This window comes from Yersinia proxima (assembly GCF_902170785.1).
Classification (GTDB): Bacteria; Pseudomonadota; Gammaproteobacteria; order Enterobacterales; family Enterobacteriaceae; genus Yersinia; species Yersinia proxima.
This window is the reverse complement of sequence record NZ_CABHYG010000009.1, coordinates 455,099-472,277: the sequence shown is the minus strand read 5'-3', so window position 1 is coordinate 472,277 and position 17,179 is coordinate 455,099. Positions and strand designations below refer to the sequence as shown.

Sequence of the window (17,179 nt, the reverse complement as noted above, 5' to 3'; positions counted from 1 at the left end):
CGTGAATTCCTCAGCACAACGTGGCGATGATGACCCGATCAGCATTGAACTGAGCAATAACATTACTTCCTACGCGCAAATTCAATTTGTGCAACTCGCTGTTATTCTGTGTCGAGCAGAGACTGGCGCCTCCCGCCAACGTCACGATAACCTCACTGTGTTCATTACCAGGCTCGATACTGCTGACGATGCCTGGCAGAGAGTTATCCGCCGCCCCCGCGAGCGCTTGATCAGTGATCAGTTTTATCCAGGGCGCTTTGATCAGCGCCAACACTTCTTTACCCGCCACAAGTTGTAGCCGATCAGCACTTTGCTGGGTGATTGCCGCAGATAAGCGAGTTTTCCCATCAGATAACAAGATATTGATGTGTTGCTGAACCTGCTGGTGGTCACGCTCTATCACCGTACCGAAGAACTGGTTACGGGCGCTGGTTTGCAGAGAGAAACGAGAAATTGCGGCCAGCAAGCTATCCAGTGGCATCGAGTCGTCTTTTAAAGTATCAAATGCTTTTTGTTGAATCTGCGCCAGCAAATCATAGAGCTGAATTAAACGCTCACCATAGCGAGTCAGAAAAGCGCCGCCGCCACCTTTGCCGCCTGTTGCCCGCTCGACCAAGGTTTCCTCAGCTAAGGTATTCATTTCATTGATGGCATCCCAGGCACTTTTATAGCTAATGCCCGCGAGTTTCGCGCCCTGACTAATTGAACCGGTATTTTGTATTTGTTTCAGTAATGAGATACGTCGTGGATCGGCAAACAGTCGCTGCTGAAGTTTTAAAGTGAGTAGGATTTCGGCCTGCATGATTTTTAGCTCCAGCGGGAAACGCGTATTGTGACTCAACAATCGGTGTATATCCAATGAACATCAAGTGCGTAGCGCTAAAGCCCCAATCGCACGTTTGGCAGGTTACATTCTTTTTGTGTGGGTTAGAATAACTGCATTCATTCATTGCTTATATAATTTACACAGAATGATATCTATTGGTTATTGTGATAACGTGGGTTATCGCTCTATAAAGTAGTTATGAGAGGTTAGTATGTTAGATCTTTTGAAAAGCCTGCTTTTTGCTGTGGTCATGGTGCCCGTAGTGATGGCAGTGATTTTGGGTATGATCTATGGGCTGGGTGAGGTGTTTAACATCATCTCTAAAACGGGTCACACGAAAGAACGCTCTTAAGTAAGATAGCTGCTGTTTCTGACGCGGTTGTATCTATTTCATAAATGCCTGGTGTATTAACGCCGGGCATTTTCGTTTTTATCTTTTGCTCCATTATCTTCACCAACTCAAGATACCTCACATCTAGCCGATAAATTACATGACCTGCCCATGATGTTACGTTATATTTCAGCGTATATAGCGGTATCACTCATGCGGAGAACAAGATGAAGAATCAATACGGTAAAGTGAATAAATGGGTTGCGAGTGCAGTGTTGCTGGCAGCATTTTCCAGTTCTGCTATGGCGGCAGATATTACAGTTTTTGCGGCGGCCTCTTTGACCAATGCGCTGCAAGATATCGCGGCACAGTATAAGAAAGAGAAGCAAGTTGAAGTAGTGGCCTCTTACGCGTCATCCTCTACTCTGGCTCGTCAGATTGAACAGGGTGCCCCGGCGGACTTATTTATCTCTGCTGATCAACAATGGATGGATTATGCCATTGATAAGCAACAAATGGTCGCTAATACCCGCTTTACCCTGTTAGGTAATGAGTTAGTATTGATTGCGCCAAAAGACAGCAAAATTACCAAAGTCGAGATTGATAAAAAAACAGACTGGAAGAAATTGTTAGAGGGTGGCCGTCTGGCGGTTGGCGATCCTGATCATGTTCCTGCAGGGATTTATGCCAAAGAGTCACTGGAGAATTTAGGTGCCTGGACAACTTTAGCCCCAGAAATGGCACGAGCCAATAACGTGCGCAGTGCTATGGCACTGGTCGAACGGGCAGAAGCGCCGCTGGGTATCGTCTATGGCTCAGATGCTGTAGCCAGCGATAAAGTGAAAGTTGTGGGGGTATTCCCGGAAGCGAGTCATAAGCCGGTTGAATACCCAATGGCGATTGTTAAGGGTCATGAAAATCCTACCGTTACTGCTTTTTATGATTACCTGAAAAGCCCGGCAGCGGCTGTTATTTTCGAAAAATATGGATTTACCACACGCTAATGATATTGAGTGAGTATGAGTGGCAGGCCATTATTCTGAGCCTGAAGGTTTCCGGTGTAGCGGTGGTGTGCAGTTTGCCGTTAGGTATTTTGATGGCATGGATTTTAGTACGCTGCCGTTTCCCCGGTAAGTCGTTGTTAGATAGTGTTATTCACTTGCCACTGGTGCTACCACCAGTGGTTATTGGTTATTTGTTGCTAATAAGCATGGGTCGCCGCGGTTTTATTGGCGAGTGGCTTTATAGCTGGTTTGGCATTAATTTCAGTTTCAGTTGGCGCGGTGCGGCATTGGCCTCGGCGGTGGTGGCTTTCCCGTTGATGGTCAGGGCAATTCGTTTGGCGTTAGAAGCCGTCGATACTCGTCTGGAACTGGCTGCGCGTACCCTCGGAGCAAATCCGTGGCGGGTGTTTTTCACTATCACGCTGCCACTTTCTTTACCGGGTGTGATTGCCGGTACGGTGCTTTCTTTTGCCCGTTCTCTGGGAGAGTTTGGTGCCACCATCACTTTTGTTTCCAATATTCCCGGCGAAACTCGCACCATTCCATTGGCCATGTACACCCTAATTGAAACGCCCGGCGCTGAAGCGGCGGCGGCGCGGCTGTGTGTCATTGCCATTATTCTGTCGCTGGTTTCTCTGTTGTTGTCTGAATGGCTGGCCCGTTGGGGTAAAAAGCGCATGGGGGTATCATGCTAGAACTGGATTTCAGCCAACAACTGGGTGATTTGCATTTACAAGTGAGCACTAATTTACCCGCCCAAGGCATTACCGCTATTTTTGGTTTGTCGGGAGCCGGTAAGACGTCGCTGATCAATGTGATTGGTGGTTTGACTCGCCCGCAGCAAGGTAAAGTTGTGCTTAATGGCCGGGTGCTGGTGGATGCAGAACAGAATATTTATCTGCCACCGGAAAAACGGCGTGTAGGTTATGTCTTTCAGGATGCGCGTTTGTTCCCTCATTATCGCGTAATGGGTAACTTGCAATATGGTATGAACCCGTCAATGCGCGGGCAGTTTGATACCATTGTAGGATTACTGGGGATTGAGGCGCTATTAGGGCGCTTCCCGTTAACCCTTTCTGGTGGTGAAAAACAGCGGGTAGCGATTGGCCGTGCCTTGCTGACCGCTCCTGAGCTGTTGTTGATGGATGAGCCTTTAGCCTCACTGGATTTGCCGCGCAAACGGGAGCTGTTGCCGTATCTGGAGCGGTTAGCGCAAGACGTCAATACACCAATATTGTATGTCAGCCACAGTATGGACGAGATTTTGCGTTTGGCGGATCAAGTGGTGGTGATGGATGCGGGTAAAGTGCGTGCTGTTGGTGGCCTGGAAGAGGTGTGGGCCAGTAGTGCATTGCGTCCGTGGCTACAACGGGAGGAGCCGAGCAGCATATTGCGAGTGAGTGTCATTGGTCATCATGACCGTTACGCGATGACAGCACTGGCATTAGGCGACCAGCGGTTATGGGTCGGAAAGCTGGAGGCGCAAGAGGGTGAATCAATGCGCATCCGGATAAATGCGGCCGATGTCTCATTGGTATTACAGCCACCGCAAAACAGCAGTATTCGCAATATTTTGCCGGTCAAAATAGCCGAATGTATTGAAGTTGATGGGCAGGTTGATGTCAAACTGGCTGTTGGCGACCAATGGTTATGGGCAAGAATTACACCATGGGCGCGGGATGAACTGGGGCTGAAATCCGGTCAGTGGGTGTATGCACAGATAAAAAGTGTGTCGTTTAATCGTAAGAATTGAGTGTGTGAAACTCTCTGCGACTAACTTCTGCTAGTCAAGGAGCGACCACTCCAGGGGGCGCTCCGACGGCTTACGCCGTTACGACCCCAACGGAGTGTTTCCCCTTGATTCAGCTTTATGAGTTGTCTGCAGCTGATCTAACAGAGTAATTTTACTCTTTTGGCTAAGCTATCAAGCCAGCACATGCTGGCGGATAACCGCAGCAATACCCGGTTGTTCATTATCGGCAATCACCAGATCAGCCCGTTGTTTGATGGCATCAGCGCTGTTGCCCATCGCCACACCTAAACCGGCACTCTCAAGCATGCTCAGGTCGTTAAAATTGTCACCAAAAGCGACCACGTCTTTCATGCTCAAACCTTGAGATTCAACCCATTGTTGCAGGCGCATCCCTTTGCTATTTCCCGCTTGGGCAATATCCACCTGATCATGCCACGACCATTCACACGCCAGCCCCATTTCATCTTCTACTTTGCTCGCAAATGTTTTTAGCTGGCCGATATCTGCATGGGAAGTGGCGAATTTCCAAATTGCATTGGCGCTGTGGGCGGCATCTAATAAGCTATCGACATGAAGCAGAGTCGGGCGTTGGGCTGCGGGTAGTGATTCGGCCCAATTGAGGGAGCGCACGACATGCCCGCTACTCTGTTGATATAGCATCGCATCGTCGACATACATCAGCCCGTGGATATCATTTTGCTCCAGCAACTGTAATACCTGAACCGCCTGCTGAGGTTTTAATGGATTGGAATCTAAAACTTTTTTGGCTTGGTAATCATATATGTAAGTGCCATTGCAGCAAATCGCTGGAGTGTCGAGCTCAAGCGCCTGATAAAACGGATGAATCGCCACATGATGGCGGCCCGTGACGACCACAACCTTGACTCCTTCAGCGCGGGCTTGCGCTAGTGCAGACAAAGATTCAGGCAAAATACGTTTCTTGCTGTCGAGCAGCGTTCCATCCAAATCCAATGCAATAATACGGTATGTCATAGTGATGCTAATCCCAAGGCGAGAAATAATATGTTTGAATAGTATTTTCTGATGGTACACCGGATAAGCCGTTGATTAAACCTGACTTGGGATGGTCAGCATCATTAGTTTTAAAACGCGCGACGGTAGACCTGCTCAGTCAGGTAAGCTAGGGTATCAATCATGCGTTAATAAAAAATAGTGTTGCCCAACAAGTTCGACTAAGGAGTAAAGATGAAGCAAGTGGTTTACGTGGCAAGCCCAGACAGTCAGCAAATCCATGTCTGGCAATTAGGTTCCACCGGTGAATTAACCTTACTGCAAACGGTGGAAGTACCGGGCCAGGTGCAGCCGATGACAATCAATCCGAACCAGCGTCATCTGTATGTTGGCGTTCGCCCTGATTTTGCCATCATCAGCTATAACATTGCCGATGATGGCACTTTGACTGCCGCTGGTATGGCACCATTGCCAGGTAGCCCGACTCATATTGGTACGGATCTGCAAGGCCGTTTTCTGTTCTCTGCTTCTTACAGTTTCAACTGTGTCAGCATCAGCCCTATTGATGAGCATGGTGTGGTACAAGCGCCTATTCAGCAACTTGATGATCTACCCGCGCCACACTCGGCAAATATTGACCCAACCAATCAAATCCTGCTGGTGCCTTGCCTGAAAGAAGACAAAGTGCGCTTATTTGATTTGAGTGCTGAGGGCAAATTGACGCCACACGCGCAGGCGGCTGTGACTGTTGCCGCCGGTGCAGGCCCGCGTCATATGGCTTTCCACCCTAATCAGCAGGTCGCTTATTGTGTCAATGAGCTGAATAGCTCGGTTGATGTCTACCAAATCAGCGATAACGGCCAAGAATATAAAATCATTCAAACATTAGATGCCATGCCTGCTGACTTTACTGACACCCGTTGGGCAGCTGATATTCACATCACGCCAAATGGTCGCCATTTGTACATTAGCGACCGTACTGCCAGTCTGTTGGGTATTTTTAGTGTTTCTGAAGACGGGCGTGAGATTGCATTGGTTGGGCATCATCAGACTGAAGCCCAGCCGCGCGGTTTTAATATCGATCACAGCGGTCAGTTCCTGATCTCTTCCGGCCAGAAATCTGATCATATCGCAGTGTATCGTATCGATCATGATAGCGGCGAGTTGACAACCCTCAAGCGCTATCCGGTTGGGAAGGGCCCAATGTGGGTCAGCATAGGTACACCCAAAGTATAAATGATTAACTTAACGGCCTGAAAGGGCCGTTTTTATATTAAGTAGTTATGAAAAGCCATGTCCATTTAGCAATCAGGATGATTGCGGTCATACCCCTTAAGGGTATAGGATGATGAAAGGAATTTATGACGGACATTTTTCTCAGTCAAGGTTTTACCTCTTTTATCCGAAAAGAAGGGATTGCGGATCAGGATATAAAAGATGCCGTTTCTGAGATGGATAAAGGTCTGATAGATGTCACTCTGGGAAATGGCCTATACAAGAAACGTATCGCCAGAAAGGGGCAAGGTAAGCGCGGGAGTTATCGGGTTATTGTCGCATTTCGAAGTGGTAAAAACGTATTTCTGCTGTATGGATTTACCAAAAATGAACGGGATAACATAACCATAAAAGAGTTATTGGCGTTCAGAGCATTAGCAAAGGTTTATTTTAATTTTACTGAGGGTGACCTGCAAACACTGGTTGCCAGTAACAAACTACGTAAGGTGTACCGATGAGTAAAATTTTATCTTCAATCCATCAGGAGATACAAAGCCTGCATGAAGCCGGTTTTATCGATACGGTAACAATGCAAGACTTTGATGCCCAATGTATTGATCCAGTAAAAAATTATTCACCTAATGATATTAAAGCCATAAGAGAGCGAGAAAAGGTTAGCCAACCTATTTTCGCGCTCTATCTTAATGTCAGTAAGAAGGCTGTCCAAAAATGGGAGCGGGGTGAAACCATTCCCAGTTCTTCAGCCCTAAAATTATTATCTATCGTTGATAAACGCGGCTTGCAAATATTGGCTTAAAGTACAAGGTTAACTGTGATTTTCTACCGCACCTGCCACCGCATTTGTCAGTCGGGTTAATGCTTCTGATGAGATAATATAAGGTGGCATCAGGTAAATCAGCTTGCCAAAAGGCCTGACCCACACCCCTTGTTCAACAAAACGGCGTTGCAGGCGAGCGACGTTAACCGGTTCTTTCATTTCCACCACACCGATGGCCCCTAATACCCGCACATCAGCTACTGCCTGATGTTTTATCAAGGGTAGCAGTGCTTGTTTCAGTTGAATTTCGATGGCGGCCACTTGCTGCTGCCAGCGATTCTCTGCCAATAAATTTAAACTAGCCGAGGCCACTGCGCAAGCCAGCGGGTTTGCCATAAATGTCGGCCCATGCATAAAGCACCCAGCATCACCGTTACTGATAGTTTCTGCTACTTTGCGGGTAGTCAGTGTGGCGGATAAGGTCAAATAGCCGCCAGTTAGTGCCTTACCCAAACAGAGAATATCCGGCACGATTTGCGCATGTTCACAGGCAAAAAGTTTGCCGGTGCGGCCAAAACCTGTGGCGATTTCATCAGCGATCAACAAAATATCATGTTGATCGCACAAGGCCCTTACCTCTCGCAGATAGGCGGGGTGATAGATACGCATCCCGCCAGCACCTTGCACTATTGGCTCCAAAATTACCGCCGCAATCTCATTGGCGTGTTTTGCTATCATCGCAGCAAAATCGGTGATGTCTTCTGGGTTCCATGCCTCATCAAAGCGGCTTTGTGGCGCGGTGGCGAACAGATTTTCAGCTAAATAACCTTGATACAAACTGTGCATAGAATTCTGCGGATCACACACTGACATCGCGCCGAAGGTATCGCCATGATAGCCGTGGCGCAGGGTCAAAATCCGCTGCCGCCGTTCCCCTTTTGCCTGCCAGTATTGTAATGCCATTTTCAGCGCAACCTCGACCGCCACCGAGCCAGAATCGGCCAGAAACACGCATTCCAGCGTAGGTGGGGTCATGGCGACCAGTTGTTGGCAAAGTTTCACCGCTGGCGGATGGGTAATTCCGCCAAACATCACATGCGACATTTTATCCAACTGTTGATGTGCCGCCTGATTCAGTGCCGGGTGGTTGTATCCGTGAATGGCCGCCCACCATGAAGACATGCCATCAATCAAACGTCGGCCATCGGCCAGTTGCAGCTCAACACCTTCGGCTGCAATTACCGGATAGCAGGGCAGCGGGTCAGTCATTGAAGTGTAGGGATGCCAGATGTGGCGTTGATCAAAAGCCAGGTCAGAAGGTGTCATGAGAATGAGTTGTAAACCAAAATGATTCAAGAATGGTTGACAGTATATCGAGTTTATTTACACTGACGACACTTTTTTCTCTTCTTTGGAGAAGCCGTAATGGCAAATTCTATTCGCTGGACAGTCGGGCAAGCCCAGGCCCTGTTTGAAAAACCTTTGCTGGATTTATTATTTGAAGCTCAGCAGATTCATCGTCAGCATTTTGATCCACGCCAGGTTCAAGTCAGTACTTTATTGTCGATTAAAACCGGTGCTTGCCCGGAGGATTGCAAATATTGTCCACAGAGTTCGCGTTACAAAACCGGGCTGGAAAGTGAGCGGTTAATGCAGGTCGAGCAAGTGCTGGAATCCGCGAAAAAAGCCAAAGCTGCGGGTTCCACCCGTTTTTGTATGGGGGCGGCCTGGAAAAACCCGCATGAGCGCGATATGCCTTATCTGGAAAAAATGGTCGAAGGCGTCAAGGCGATGGGCATGGAAACCTGCATGACCTTGGGGACTTTGGACAAGCAGCAAGCCCACCGTTTGGCAGACGCCGGATTAGATTATTACAATCACAATCTGGATACCTCGCCGGAATTCTACGGCAGCATCATTACCACCCGCAGTTATCAGGAGCGACTTGATACCCTAAGCGAAGTGCGCGATGCCGGGATCAAAGTCTGTTCCGGCGGCATTGTTGGGTTGGGCGAAACTGTTCGTGACCGTGCCGGATTGCTGGTGCAACTGGCGAATTTGCCGAAACCACCGGAAAGCGTGCCGATCAACATGCTGGTCAAAGTGAAAGGCACACCGCTGGAAAATAACGATGATGTGGATGCTTTCGAGTTTATTCGCACCATCGCGGTTGCCCGCATTATGATGCCAACCTCCTATGTGCGACTCTCTGCTGGCCGTGAGCAGATGAATGAACAAACGCAAGCCATGTGCTTTATGGCTGGGGCTAATTCTATTTTCTACGGCTGTAAATTACTTACCACGCCGAATCCGGAAGAAGATAAAGATTTACAGCTATTCCGTAAATTGGGGCTGAACCCGCAGCAAACCGCAACACAGCACGGTGATCGCGAACAGCAACAGGCTTTGACCGAGCAATTATTGCATGGTGATTCCTCACCCGAAGACTCGGTTCAATTTTATAACGCGGCCCACTGATGAGCTGGCAGAACAAAATAGATCTCGGCCTGCAACAGCGGCGTGAGGCGGCGGCGTATCGTCGTCGTCAGGTGAATGACGGCGCGAATGGGCGCTGGTTACAAACTGGTGTACAGCAATATCTCAATTTTTCCAGCAATGACTATTTGGGATTGAGTCAGGATCCTGCGGTGATTGCGGCCTGGCAGCAAGGGGCGCAGCGCTATGGCGTGGGGAGCGGCGGTTCCGGTCATGTTACGGGCTATAGCTTGCCTCATGCCCAATTGGAGCAACAATTAGCTGACTGGTTGGGTTATCCACGTGCCCTGTTGTTTATCTCCGGCTTTGCCGCCAATCAGGCCGTATTAACGGCGTTAACCGCCGCTGATGACCGAATTTTGGCCGATAAACTCAGCCATGCCTCTTTGCTGGAAGCTGCTGCGCACTCTCCGGCGCAACTTCGGCGTTTTGCTCACAATCAACCTGATTCACTGCAAAAACTGCTTAATAAGCCGTGTTCAGGCCAAACTTTGGTGGTGACAGAAGGTGTTTTTAGCATGGATGGCGACAGCGCACCGTTGGCGGCTATACAGCAACATACGGCGGCTGCGGGGGGCTGGTTATTGGTGGACGACGCTCATGGTATCGGCGTGCGAGGGGCTGCGGGGCGGGGAAGTTGTGAGTTGCAAGGAGTGAAACCTGAACTGCTGGTGGTGACTTTTGGTAAGGCGTTTGGCTTGAGTGGTGCGGCGGTGTTGTGTCAGGAACCGGTAGCTGAATACTTGCTGCAATATGCTCGCCACCTGATTTACAGCACCGCAATGCCACCGGCGCAGGCCTGTGCTCTACAAGCCGCGCTACTACGTATTCAGCAAGGTGATGATTTGCGCCAACTCCTCCAGCAACGCATTACACAATTTCGCTGTGGTGCGGCAGATTTGCCGCTGCAATTAGGGGCATCTGAAACGGCCATTCAGCCACTCTTGGTCGGCGACAATCAACAGACAGTGGCATTGGCAGAGCAGCTACGCACTGCGGGATTATGGGTCACCGCCATTCGCCCGCCGACAGTTCCTCCCGGTGGCGCAAGATTGCGTATTACCCTGAGTGCCGCCCATCAGAGTGAAGATATTGATCGTCTGCTGGAGGTGCTATATGGCGTTAGCCGCTGAAAATGTACAGTCAGCAGGGATAAGTAAACCCACGGTAAATCAACCAGTAGTGAATAAACTGGCAATTGCCGCGGCTTTTAGTCGAGCAGCTGGCAGTTACGATACCGCCGCCGATTTGCAACGGAAAACCGGTGAGGTTCTGTTGGCTCTTGGGGGGCAACATCCGGGGATGTCTGTGTTGGATGCAGGCTGTGGTACTGGGCATTTCAGCCGTCTTTGGCGTGAGCGTGGTAAGCAGGTTTTGGCATTGGATCTGGCTGCTGGCATGTTGGAGCACGCCCGTCAGCACAAAGCTGCCGATGACTACCTTCTTGGGGATATTGAGAATATTCCGCTGCCAGATCAATCCGTTGATATCTGTTTTAGCAATTTAGCGGTGCAGTGGTGCACCGATTTATCTGTGGCGCTGGCTGAACTGTATCGAGTCACTCGTCCAGGGGGGATCATCCTGTTTTCCACTCTGGCCGACGGCTCTCTGGATGAATTGGGGCAGGCGTGGCAACAAGTTGATGGTAAGCGGCATGTGAATGATTTCCTCTCATTTCAGCATATCAGCGCAGCTTGTCAGAGATATCGCCATACCCTGACACCGCAGATATATCAGCAACAGTTTCCGAATGTCATCGCCCTTATGCGCTCACTACAGGGCATTGGTGCCACGCATTTACATCAAGGGCGTGAGGCTGGGTTGAATGGTCGTAAGCGCCTCATGGCCTTGCAGCAGGTGTATAGCATGCAATCTGGTTACTACCCGCTGAGTTACCATTTAGTTTATGGGGTTATTTATCGTGATTAAACGTTGGTTTATCACCGGCACAGATACCGATGTCGGTAAGACTGTTGCCAGTTGTGCATTGTTGCAAGCCGCAGCCCTCCAGGGCTTCCGTACCGCCGGTTATAAGCCGGTAGCATCTGGCAGCCAGATGACAGCCGATGGTTTGCGTAACAGTGACGCGCTGGCATTACAGGCGAACAGCACTCAAACATTGTCTTATGCACAGGTGAATCCGCTGACACTGCAGGAGGCGACTTCGCCACATATTGCTAGTGTCAGTGAAGGGCAGGAGATTCATTTGCCGGTCTTATCACAAGGCTTACGCCAACTTGAGCAATCAGCTGACTGGATATTGGTCGAAGGGGCGGGGGGCTGGTTTACGCCACTTTCGTCACAGGTGATGTTTGCCGATTGGGTGCAGCAGGAACAATTGCCAGTGATAATGGTTGTTGGGGTAAAACTGGGCTGTATCAATCATGCTCTGTTGACGGCTTTGGCGATTAAGCAAGCGGGGTTATCTTTAGCAGGCTGGGTGGCAAATGAGGTGATACCGGCAGGACGGCGGCAAACGGAATACCTGGCAACACTGAAACGGATGATAAACGCACCGTTACTAGGGATTGTTCCCCATCTTACGGATTTGGCCACTTCTCCTGTAACAGAGCGACGTGATCTTGGTCGCTATCTGGATCTGAGTTTATTGGCAGTGCACCGCCGCCCAGATTAAAGGTAAATACGGATTTTTAGCCATTTGGTGCCTAAAAGGGCTAATACCTGTTATTAGCCCACTATTTCGTCTGACACAAATCGGGTGCCACCCACAGTAGTATTGAGCCATCTCAACTGGCCAAATGCTCAATAATCATATTTTCATCCAATTGATCTAATGTACCTTGCGCCACATTTCGCCCACCTGCCATCAAGCAAAATCTATCTGCAACATGTTGAATAAACGGTAATCGATGCTCGACTAACAATACCGTCATGCCAAGACTACGGCTAAGTTTTTGCAGGATATTACCGATGTCCTCACTCAGCGGCGGCAACGTACCGTTACCTGGCTCATCAAGAATAAGCAATTCAGGTTCGGCGACCAGCGCGCGGGCAATCGCCAACTGTTGCTGCTGGTAACGGGTAAGTTCTCCACCCCGTTGATGACGTTTGTCATATAACAGGGGAAACAACTCAAAAATCCAGCCTGGAATATGGCGTGATTTATGTCCAGCGAGCACGGCTATCAACATATTCTCCTCAACACTCATTTGGGAGAATATCTGTTGCCCTTGCGGAACATAGCCGATACCCAACGCAGTACGCCCCTCAACAGGTTGCTGTAACAAGTTCTGCGGTGGTTCATGGTTCGGCTGCCAGGTCATAGTGCCACTCATAATAGGCAGATGGCCCATGATGCAATTAATTAATGTGGTTTTCCCTACACCATTTCGCCCAATCAGGCAGGTACATTGGCCGCGGGGAATCTCCAGATTGATATCCCACAGAATATGGTTTTGACCATAGTATTGATTTACAGCGGTTAAACTCAGCATCAGTGCTTCTCCTCAGTCGATCTCAGTTGTTCACAGGTATCCCGGTGTTCTGTAACGGCTAGTGAAGGATTAACCAGCAAATCTGCATACCTGGTAGCGGCAGCACTGCATAAAACACCACATTTCTAGCGAGTGGTTGCAAGTATCAGTATATGAAGCAATTCTTGAGCCAGATTGCGATGAGTGGAGATAAAATTTGTATGTTAACGGGCTGTAAATGTTTTTAGCGCGCGCGAGGAAACTAAAACAATGAAAGCGGCAGGAGGGGCAGTGGTGGTGGGGCATTTATTGCACTCAAGCAGTGCTATAGAGAAAATAATGGTGCAATAAAAGTACCGTACTTACGGCGCAGCTGAGTAGCCTAATAGAAAGAATTAAAAATATAGAATTAGCAAATAGATTTGTTAGCACTAATTGAAATATGCGGTGAAATAAAAATGTAAAAAAAACACTAAAAAAGCCAGTTTGTCACTATTACACCGCGAAGTCCTGCTTTTCGCCAACGCACGGCTCTCGTGGGGTTGAATGAGTTATCCACCATTCCTGTGGATAACCTTGTGCATTAGCCATAGAAAACTGATGGCAGACGAGAGAGGACGCGGCTTTGGCTCCTGTTGTCCGGATTCTCGACTTTTTAATAAAAATGTATTTTTTCAACGAGTTATTTAAAATCAAGTACTCAAAAAACATAGCCAGCATAGATGGATGATCTTTAATCAATTAACTCTCAATAATGTGTTGATGTTAACTGCTGGGGATAAAAATACTTTTAGGGTGCAAATGCTATCCACATCTCACTGTAACCATGCATACCATGTTGTTGTGAAAAAAATTCCGGTAATTGGGTGTTTTAAGCTGGTTTTATATCCAGTATCATAACAGTGGCAAAAATCTATGGGGCTTTCATAATTAGCCTCCTGACAGTTTGTATTTCTCCGGCGGGTAGCAAATTCATGAGTAAATCATTCAAACTACATTCTGAGTTTAAGCCAGCAGGTGATCAGCCTGAGGCGATCCGGAAACTGGAGGAGGGGCTGGAAAATGGTCTGGCTCATCAAACACTGTTGGGGGTAACCGGCTCGGGCAAAACTTTTACAGTAGCCAATGTTATTGCTGACCTGAATCGTCCCACAATGGTATTAGCACCCAACAAAACCCTGGCCGCACAGCTTTATGGCGAGATGAAAGAGTTCTTTCCCGAGAATGCAGTGGAGTATTTCGTCTCGTATTATGACTACTATCAGCCAGAGGCTTATGTACCAAGCTCTGATACTTTTATCGAGAAAGACGCCTCGGTAAACGAGCATATCGAGCAAATGAGGCTATCGGCTACCAAGGCTCTGCTGGAGCGGCGCGATGTGGTGGTGGTGGCCTCGGTCTCTGCCATTTATGGCCTGGGTGATCCGGATTTATACCTGAAAATGATGCTGCATCTGACCAAGGGCATGATCATCGATCAGCGTTCTATTCTGCGGCGATTGTCAGAATTGCAATATAGCCGCAACGACCAGGTGTTTCAGCGTGGCACTTTCCGGGTGCGTGGCGAAGTTATCGACATCTTCCCGGCAGAGTCAGATGAATGGGCACTGCGGGTAGAGTTATTTGATGAGGAAGTGGAACGGTTATCTATATTTGATCCGCTAACCGGCCAGCTACAACATGAAGTTCCACGTTTTACTGTTTACCCTAAAACGCACTACGTTACCCCGAGGGAGCGTATTTTACAGGCGATGGAAGAGATCAAAGTCGAGCTGGCAGAGCGGCGTAAAGTGCTACTAGCTAACAACAAATTGATCGAAGAACAGCGCATTACCCAGCGAACTCAGTTTGATCTCGAAATGATGAATGAGCTGGGTTACTGCTCCGGTATCGAAAACTATTCCCGTTATCTCTCGGGGCGTGGGCCGGGAGAGCCGCCGCCAACACTATTTGATTATCTGCCAGCAGATGGCCTGCTGATTGTGGATGAATCCCACGTCACCATCCCGCAAATTGGCGGCATGTACAAAGGTGACCGCTCACGTAAAGAAACATTGGTGGAATATGGCTTCCGGCTACCCTCGGCGCTGGATAACCGCCCAATGCGTTTTGAAGAGTTTGAAGCGCTGGCACCACAAACTATCTATGTTTCAGCCACGCCGGGCAAATATGAGCTGGAAAAATCCGGTGGCGAAGTTATCGACCAGGTCGTGCGTCCAACCGGCTTGCTCGATCCATTAATTGAGGTACGCCCTGTAGCCACACAGGTGGATGATTTGCTGTCAGAGATCCGTATCCGTGCTGCAATAAACGAGCGGGTACTGGTGACTACGCTGACCAAACGAATGGCAGAGGACTTAACCGAGTATCTGGAAGAGCATGGTGCGCGGGTACGTTATCTGCATTCGGATATTGATACCGTAGAGCGCGTAGAGATTATCCGTGATTTGCGTTTGGGTGAGTTTGATGTGCTGGTGGGGATCAACCTACTGCGAGAAGGGCTGGATATGCCGGAGGTCTCTCTCGTCGCCATCCTTGATGCTGATAAAGAAGGTTTCCTGCGTTCTGAGCGTTCGTTGATCCAGACCATTGGCCGGGCAGCTCGTAACCTGAATGGTAAAGCCATACTTTATGGCGACAGAATTACCGCCTCAATGGAAAAAGCTATTGGTGAAACGGAACGGCGTCGGGCCAAACAACAGGCATACAATGAAGAGCGCGGCATTATTCCACAAGGGCTAAACAAGAAGATTGGCGATATTCTGCAACTGGGCCAACCTTCTAGCCGTGGCAAAGGCAAAGGTCGGGGTGGCAAAGTGGCCGACACCAACAACTACCAATCTCTGCCACCGAAAGCGCTTGATCAGAAAATCCGTGAGTTGGAAGCGAAGATGTACACCCACGCGCAAAATCTTGAGTTTGAGCAGGCGGCAGAATTACGCGATCAAGTGCATCAACTGCGCCAACAGTTCATCGCTATATCTTAATATCTTGCGGCATACCTCGATTCCTCGTAAGGTGTGCCGCTAAAATTAGGGTTACCCGATATAAAAAGGAAAATGATGAGCGACCATGTATCAAAAGATCCGTTACACGGTATTACTCTTGAACAACTGTTGACCAAACTGGTCGCATATTATGGCTGGGAAGAGTTGGCATATCGTATTCGGATCAACTGCTTCATCAGCTCACCGAGTATTAAATCCAGCCTGAAGTTTTTGCGCCGTACACCGTGGGCACGGGCTAAAGTGGAAGAGCTTTACATCCACATGAATGAGACCGCGGCTTTGGAAGAAAAATCGCGCAAGTAACCTTGTTCAGCCACTTATACCGAGCCTGTGCCACCTAATTGTTGCAAGGTGGTTTCCAGTGCCTGGCGCAGTAATTCGCGGTCATGACGATAGGGGATATCTTTGGCTTCCAGGGGCTGTTGGACAATGATTCTGTCCGTAACGCCGCTGATATCAATGCGTGGGCTTACAATTGCCGCATCAATAATTTTTCGGCCTATTTTGCTTTCCATTATTTCCAGCTTTTCGTGCAATGACAGTTCAGCAGCCGCCACACTGAGTTCACGCCCCAGATTACCAATATAAATCATGCTGGCAGAGCTGCGTCGAAGGGCTTGAGTGAGATCATCGAGTAATAACAGCGGCATCAGACTGGTTAAGAAACTACCCGGCCCGATTAAAATGACATCGGCCTGGCCAATAGCCTCAACCGCTTCTTTGGTCGCGTGGACATGGGGGGACAGCAGCAAATCTTTCGGCATATGCGAAAGTTGGTCAATATTCACTTCGCCATAAACCGGGTGCCCTTCATTATCGATAGCCAGTAAATCGACGGGGTGTTCCGACATAGGGATCAACCAGGCATCGACTTTCAGCAAGCTCCGTACCAGGTTAATCGCTTCAATTGGGCGAATGCTGAGATGGTCCAGAGCCTTGAGCATTAAATTACCCAGATTATGACCCGCCAGTTCGCCATTACCGGTAAAGCGGTATTCGAACATCGCAGAAGCGACACTGGGTTCTGTTATCAGTTGATTCAGACAGTTACGCGTATCACCCCAGGCAATCCCCCCCTCTGAACGGCGGATGCGACCAGTCGAACCGCCATTATCGGTGGTGGTAACAATACCGGTCAGGCGTGAGCCTAAAGGGGAAAGGGCTGACATCACTCGTCCCAGCCCATGGCCGCCACCTAAAGCAACCACCCGATCGAGGTCCGCTAATGTGCGATTTCGCATATTTTTCCTGCCTAAATATTGTTGCCTGACTCTAAGAGTAGAGCTAATAGTGAAATTGCTGCATAAGTTAACGGATTTGCCACTAAAACGCGATAAAAGCCATGGTTTTCGTGATTTTAAA

The 17,179-nt window shown here is 48.9% G+C and carries 18 protein-coding genes; 13 read left to right on the top strand and 5 right to left on the bottom strand.

Annotated features, from left to right (window positions below):
* Positions 1–10: 10 nt before the first annotated feature.
* Complete coding sequence (gene modE / locus FTB31_RS08785; protein WP_050075084.1) at positions 11–802, bottom strand: molybdenum-dependent transcriptional regulator; 792 nt, start codon at positions 800–802, stop codon at positions 11–13.
* A gap of 235 nt (positions 803–1,037) precedes the next feature.
* On the opposite strand from modE, the gene FTB31_RS08780 reads away from it, so the two are divergent.
* The 4 genes from FTB31_RS08780 to modC all read left to right on the top strand — a co-directional run bounded on the left by FTB31_RS08780 (position 1,038) and on the right by modC (position 3,914).
* Positions 1,038–1,178: an AcrZ family multidrug efflux pump-associated protein gene (locus FTB31_RS08780; RefSeq protein WP_005158974.1), complete on the top strand. Its 141-nt coding sequence runs from the start codon at positions 1,038–1,040 to the stop codon at positions 1,176–1,178.
* A gap of 206 nt (positions 1,179–1,384) precedes the next feature.
* Positions 1,385–2,161, top strand: coding sequence for a molybdate ABC transporter substrate-binding protein (modA, locus tag FTB31_RS08775; RefSeq protein ID WP_077174792.1), 777 nt, complete (start codon positions 1,385–1,387; stop codon positions 2,159–2,161).
* Positions 2,161–2,856: a molybdate ABC transporter permease subunit gene (gene modB, locus FTB31_RS08770; protein ID WP_077174793.1), complete on the top strand. Its 696-nt coding sequence runs from the start codon at positions 2,161–2,163 to the stop codon at positions 2,854–2,856. The genes modA and modB overlap by 1 nt, the downstream gene beginning before the upstream one ends.
* Positions 2,850–3,914 (top strand): molybdenum ABC transporter ATP-binding protein ModC, encoded by a 1,065-nt coding sequence (gene modC, locus FTB31_RS08765; RefSeq protein ID WP_227731289.1) that lies wholly within the window; start codon positions 2,850–2,852, stop codon positions 3,912–3,914. The genes modB and modC overlap by 7 nt, the downstream gene beginning before the upstream one ends.
* A gap of 171 nt (positions 3,915–4,085) precedes the next feature.
* Here modC and FTB31_RS08760 read toward each other — a convergent pair whose 3' ends face one another.
* Positions 4,086–4,907 carry a pyridoxal phosphatase gene (locus tag FTB31_RS08760; RefSeq protein ID WP_227721777.1) on the bottom strand — a complete coding sequence of 274 codons (822 nt, stop codon included), beginning with the start codon at positions 4,905–4,907 and terminating at the stop codon, positions 4,086–4,088.
* Between the two features lie 213 nt (positions 4,908–5,120).
* Here FTB31_RS08760 and pgl point away from each other — a divergent pair, with 213 nt between their 5' ends.
* The 3 genes from pgl to FTB31_RS08745 all read left to right on the top strand — a co-directional run bounded on the left by pgl (position 5,121) and on the right by FTB31_RS08745 (position 6,918).
* Positions 5,121–6,122, top strand: a complete 1,002-nt coding sequence (gene pgl, locus FTB31_RS08755) for a 6-phosphogluconolactonase (RefSeq protein ID WP_227729353.1) — start codon at positions 5,121–5,123, stop codon at positions 6,120–6,122.
* 125 nt (positions 6,123–6,247) lie between these two features.
* Positions 6,248–6,619: a type II toxin-antitoxin system RelE/ParE family toxin gene (locus FTB31_RS08750; protein WP_227731288.1), complete on the top strand. Its 372-nt coding sequence runs from the start codon at positions 6,248–6,250 to the stop codon at positions 6,617–6,619.
* Positions 6,616–6,918, top strand: coding sequence for a helix-turn-helix domain-containing protein (locus tag FTB31_RS08745; RefSeq protein WP_050075119.1), 303 nt, complete (start codon positions 6,616–6,618; stop codon positions 6,916–6,918). The genes FTB31_RS08750 and FTB31_RS08745 overlap by 4 nt, the downstream gene beginning before the upstream one ends.
* Before the next feature lie 9 nt (positions 6,919–6,927).
* On the opposite strand, the gene bioA is transcribed toward FTB31_RS08745, so the two are convergent.
* Positions 6,928–8,205, bottom strand: coding sequence for an adenosylmethionine--8-amino-7-oxononanoate transaminase (gene bioA, locus FTB31_RS08740; RefSeq protein ID WP_050075120.1), 1,278 nt, complete (start codon positions 8,203–8,205; stop codon positions 6,928–6,930).
* A gap of 99 nt (positions 8,206–8,304) precedes the next feature.
* Between bioA and bioB the strand changes: the two genes are divergently transcribed.
* The 4 genes from bioB to bioD are packed head-to-tail and all read left to right on the top strand — an operon-like array spanning position 8,305 to position 12,010.
* Positions 8,305–9,357, top strand: coding sequence for a biotin synthase BioB (gene bioB, locus FTB31_RS08735; RefSeq protein WP_077174796.1), 1,053 nt, complete (start codon positions 8,305–8,307; stop codon positions 9,355–9,357).
* Entirely contained in the window at positions 9,357–10,508 is a 1,152-nt protein-coding gene (bioF, locus tag FTB31_RS08730) for an 8-amino-7-oxononanoate synthase (protein WP_227731287.1), read from the top strand. Before bioB ends, bioF begins: the two co-directional genes overlap by 1 nt.
* A complete protein-coding gene (bioC, locus tag FTB31_RS08725) occupies positions 10,492–11,304 on the top strand; it encodes a malonyl-ACP O-methyltransferase BioC (protein WP_050075123.1) in 813 nt (270 codons plus the stop codon). The genes bioF and bioC overlap by 17 nt, the downstream gene beginning before the upstream one ends.
* Positions 11,297–12,010: a dethiobiotin synthase gene (gene bioD, locus FTB31_RS08720; RefSeq protein WP_050075124.1), complete on the top strand. Its 714-nt coding sequence runs from the start codon at positions 11,297–11,299 to the stop codon at positions 12,008–12,010. Before bioC ends, bioD begins: the two co-directional genes overlap by 8 nt.
* Before the next feature lie 112 nt (positions 12,011–12,122).
* Here bioD and FTB31_RS08715 read toward each other — a convergent pair whose 3' ends face one another.
* Complete coding sequence (locus tag FTB31_RS08715) at positions 12,123–12,830, bottom strand: branched-chain amino acid ABC transporter ATP-binding protein (RefSeq protein ID WP_050075125.1); 708 nt, start codon at positions 12,828–12,830, stop codon at positions 12,123–12,125.
* Positions 12,831–13,783: 953 nt separating this feature from the next.
* Here FTB31_RS08715 and uvrB point away from each other — a divergent pair.
* Both uvrB and FTB31_RS08705 read left to right on the top strand, forming a co-directional pair.
* Positions 13,784–15,796, top strand: coding sequence for an excinuclease ABC subunit UvrB (gene uvrB / locus FTB31_RS08710; RefSeq protein ID WP_077174799.1), 2,013 nt, complete (start codon positions 13,784–13,786; stop codon positions 15,794–15,796).
* Between the two features lie 75 nt (positions 15,797–15,871).
* Complete coding sequence (locus tag FTB31_RS08705) at positions 15,872–16,120, top strand: VF530 family protein (RefSeq protein ID WP_050075127.1); 249 nt, start codon at positions 15,872–15,874, stop codon at positions 16,118–16,120.
* A gap of 14 nt (positions 16,121–16,134) precedes the next feature.
* On the opposite strand, the gene yvcK is transcribed toward FTB31_RS08705, so the two are convergent.
* On the bottom strand, positions 16,135–17,058 hold the full coding sequence (yvcK, locus tag FTB31_RS08700; RefSeq protein ID WP_050075128.1) for a uridine diphosphate-N-acetylglucosamine-binding protein YvcK: 924 nt from the start codon (positions 17,056–17,058) through the stop codon (positions 16,135–16,137).
* Between the last annotated feature and the right edge of the window lie 121 nt (positions 17,059–17,179).

Bases quoted from the DNA above. Each gene is read 5' to 3' on its own strand.
- modE (WP_050075084.1), bottom strand. From the start codon at position 802: ATGCAGGCCGAAATCCTACTCACTTTAAAACTTCAGCAGCGACTGTTT.
- FTB31_RS08780 (WP_005158974.1), top strand. From the start codon at position 1,038: ATGTTAGATCTTTTGAAAAGCCTGCTTTTTGCTGTGGTCATGGTGCCC.
- modA (WP_077174792.1), top strand. From the start codon at position 1,385: ATGAAGAATCAATACGGTAAAGTGAATAAATGGGTTGCGAGTGCAGTG.
- modB (WP_077174793.1), top strand. From the start codon at position 2,161: ATGATATTGAGTGAGTATGAGTGGCAGGCCATTATTCTGAGCCTGAAG.
- modC (WP_227731289.1), top strand. From the start codon at position 2,850: ATGCTAGAACTGGATTTCAGCCAACAACTGGGTGATTTGCATTTACAA.
- FTB31_RS08760 (WP_227721777.1), bottom strand. From the start codon at position 4,907: ATGACATACCGTATTATTGCATTGGATTTGGATGGAACGCTGCTCGAC.
- pgl (WP_227729353.1), top strand. From the start codon at position 5,121: ATGAAGCAAGTGGTTTACGTGGCAAGCCCAGACAGTCAGCAAATCCAT.
- FTB31_RS08750 (WP_227731288.1), top strand. From the start codon at position 6,248: ATGACGGACATTTTTCTCAGTCAAGGTTTTACCTCTTTTATCCGAAAA.
- FTB31_RS08745 (WP_050075119.1), top strand. From the start codon at position 6,616: ATGAGTAAAATTTTATCTTCAATCCATCAGGAGATACAAAGCCTGCAT.
- bioA (WP_050075120.1), bottom strand. From the start codon at position 8,205: ATGACACCTTCTGACCTGGCTTTTGATCAACGCCACATCTGGCATCCC.
- bioB (WP_077174796.1), top strand. From the start codon at position 8,305: ATGGCAAATTCTATTCGCTGGACAGTCGGGCAAGCCCAGGCCCTGTTT.
- bioF (WP_227731287.1), top strand. From the start codon at position 9,357: ATGAGCTGGCAGAACAAAATAGATCTCGGCCTGCAACAGCGGCGTGAG.
- bioC (WP_050075123.1), top strand. From the start codon at position 10,492: ATGGCGTTAGCCGCTGAAAATGTACAGTCAGCAGGGATAAGTAAACCC.
- FTB31_RS08715 (WP_050075125.1), bottom strand. From the start codon at position 12,830: ATGCTGAGTTTAACCGCTGTAAATCAATACTATGGTCAAAACCATATT.
- uvrB (WP_077174799.1), top strand. From the start codon at position 13,784: ATGAGTAAATCATTCAAACTACATTCTGAGTTTAAGCCAGCAGGTGAT.
- FTB31_RS08705 (WP_050075127.1), top strand. From the start codon at position 15,872: ATGAGCGACCATGTATCAAAAGATCCGTTACACGGTATTACTCTTGAA.
- yvcK (WP_050075128.1), bottom strand. From the start codon at position 17,058: ATGCGAAATCGCACATTAGCGGACCTCGATCGGGTGGTTGCTTTAGGT.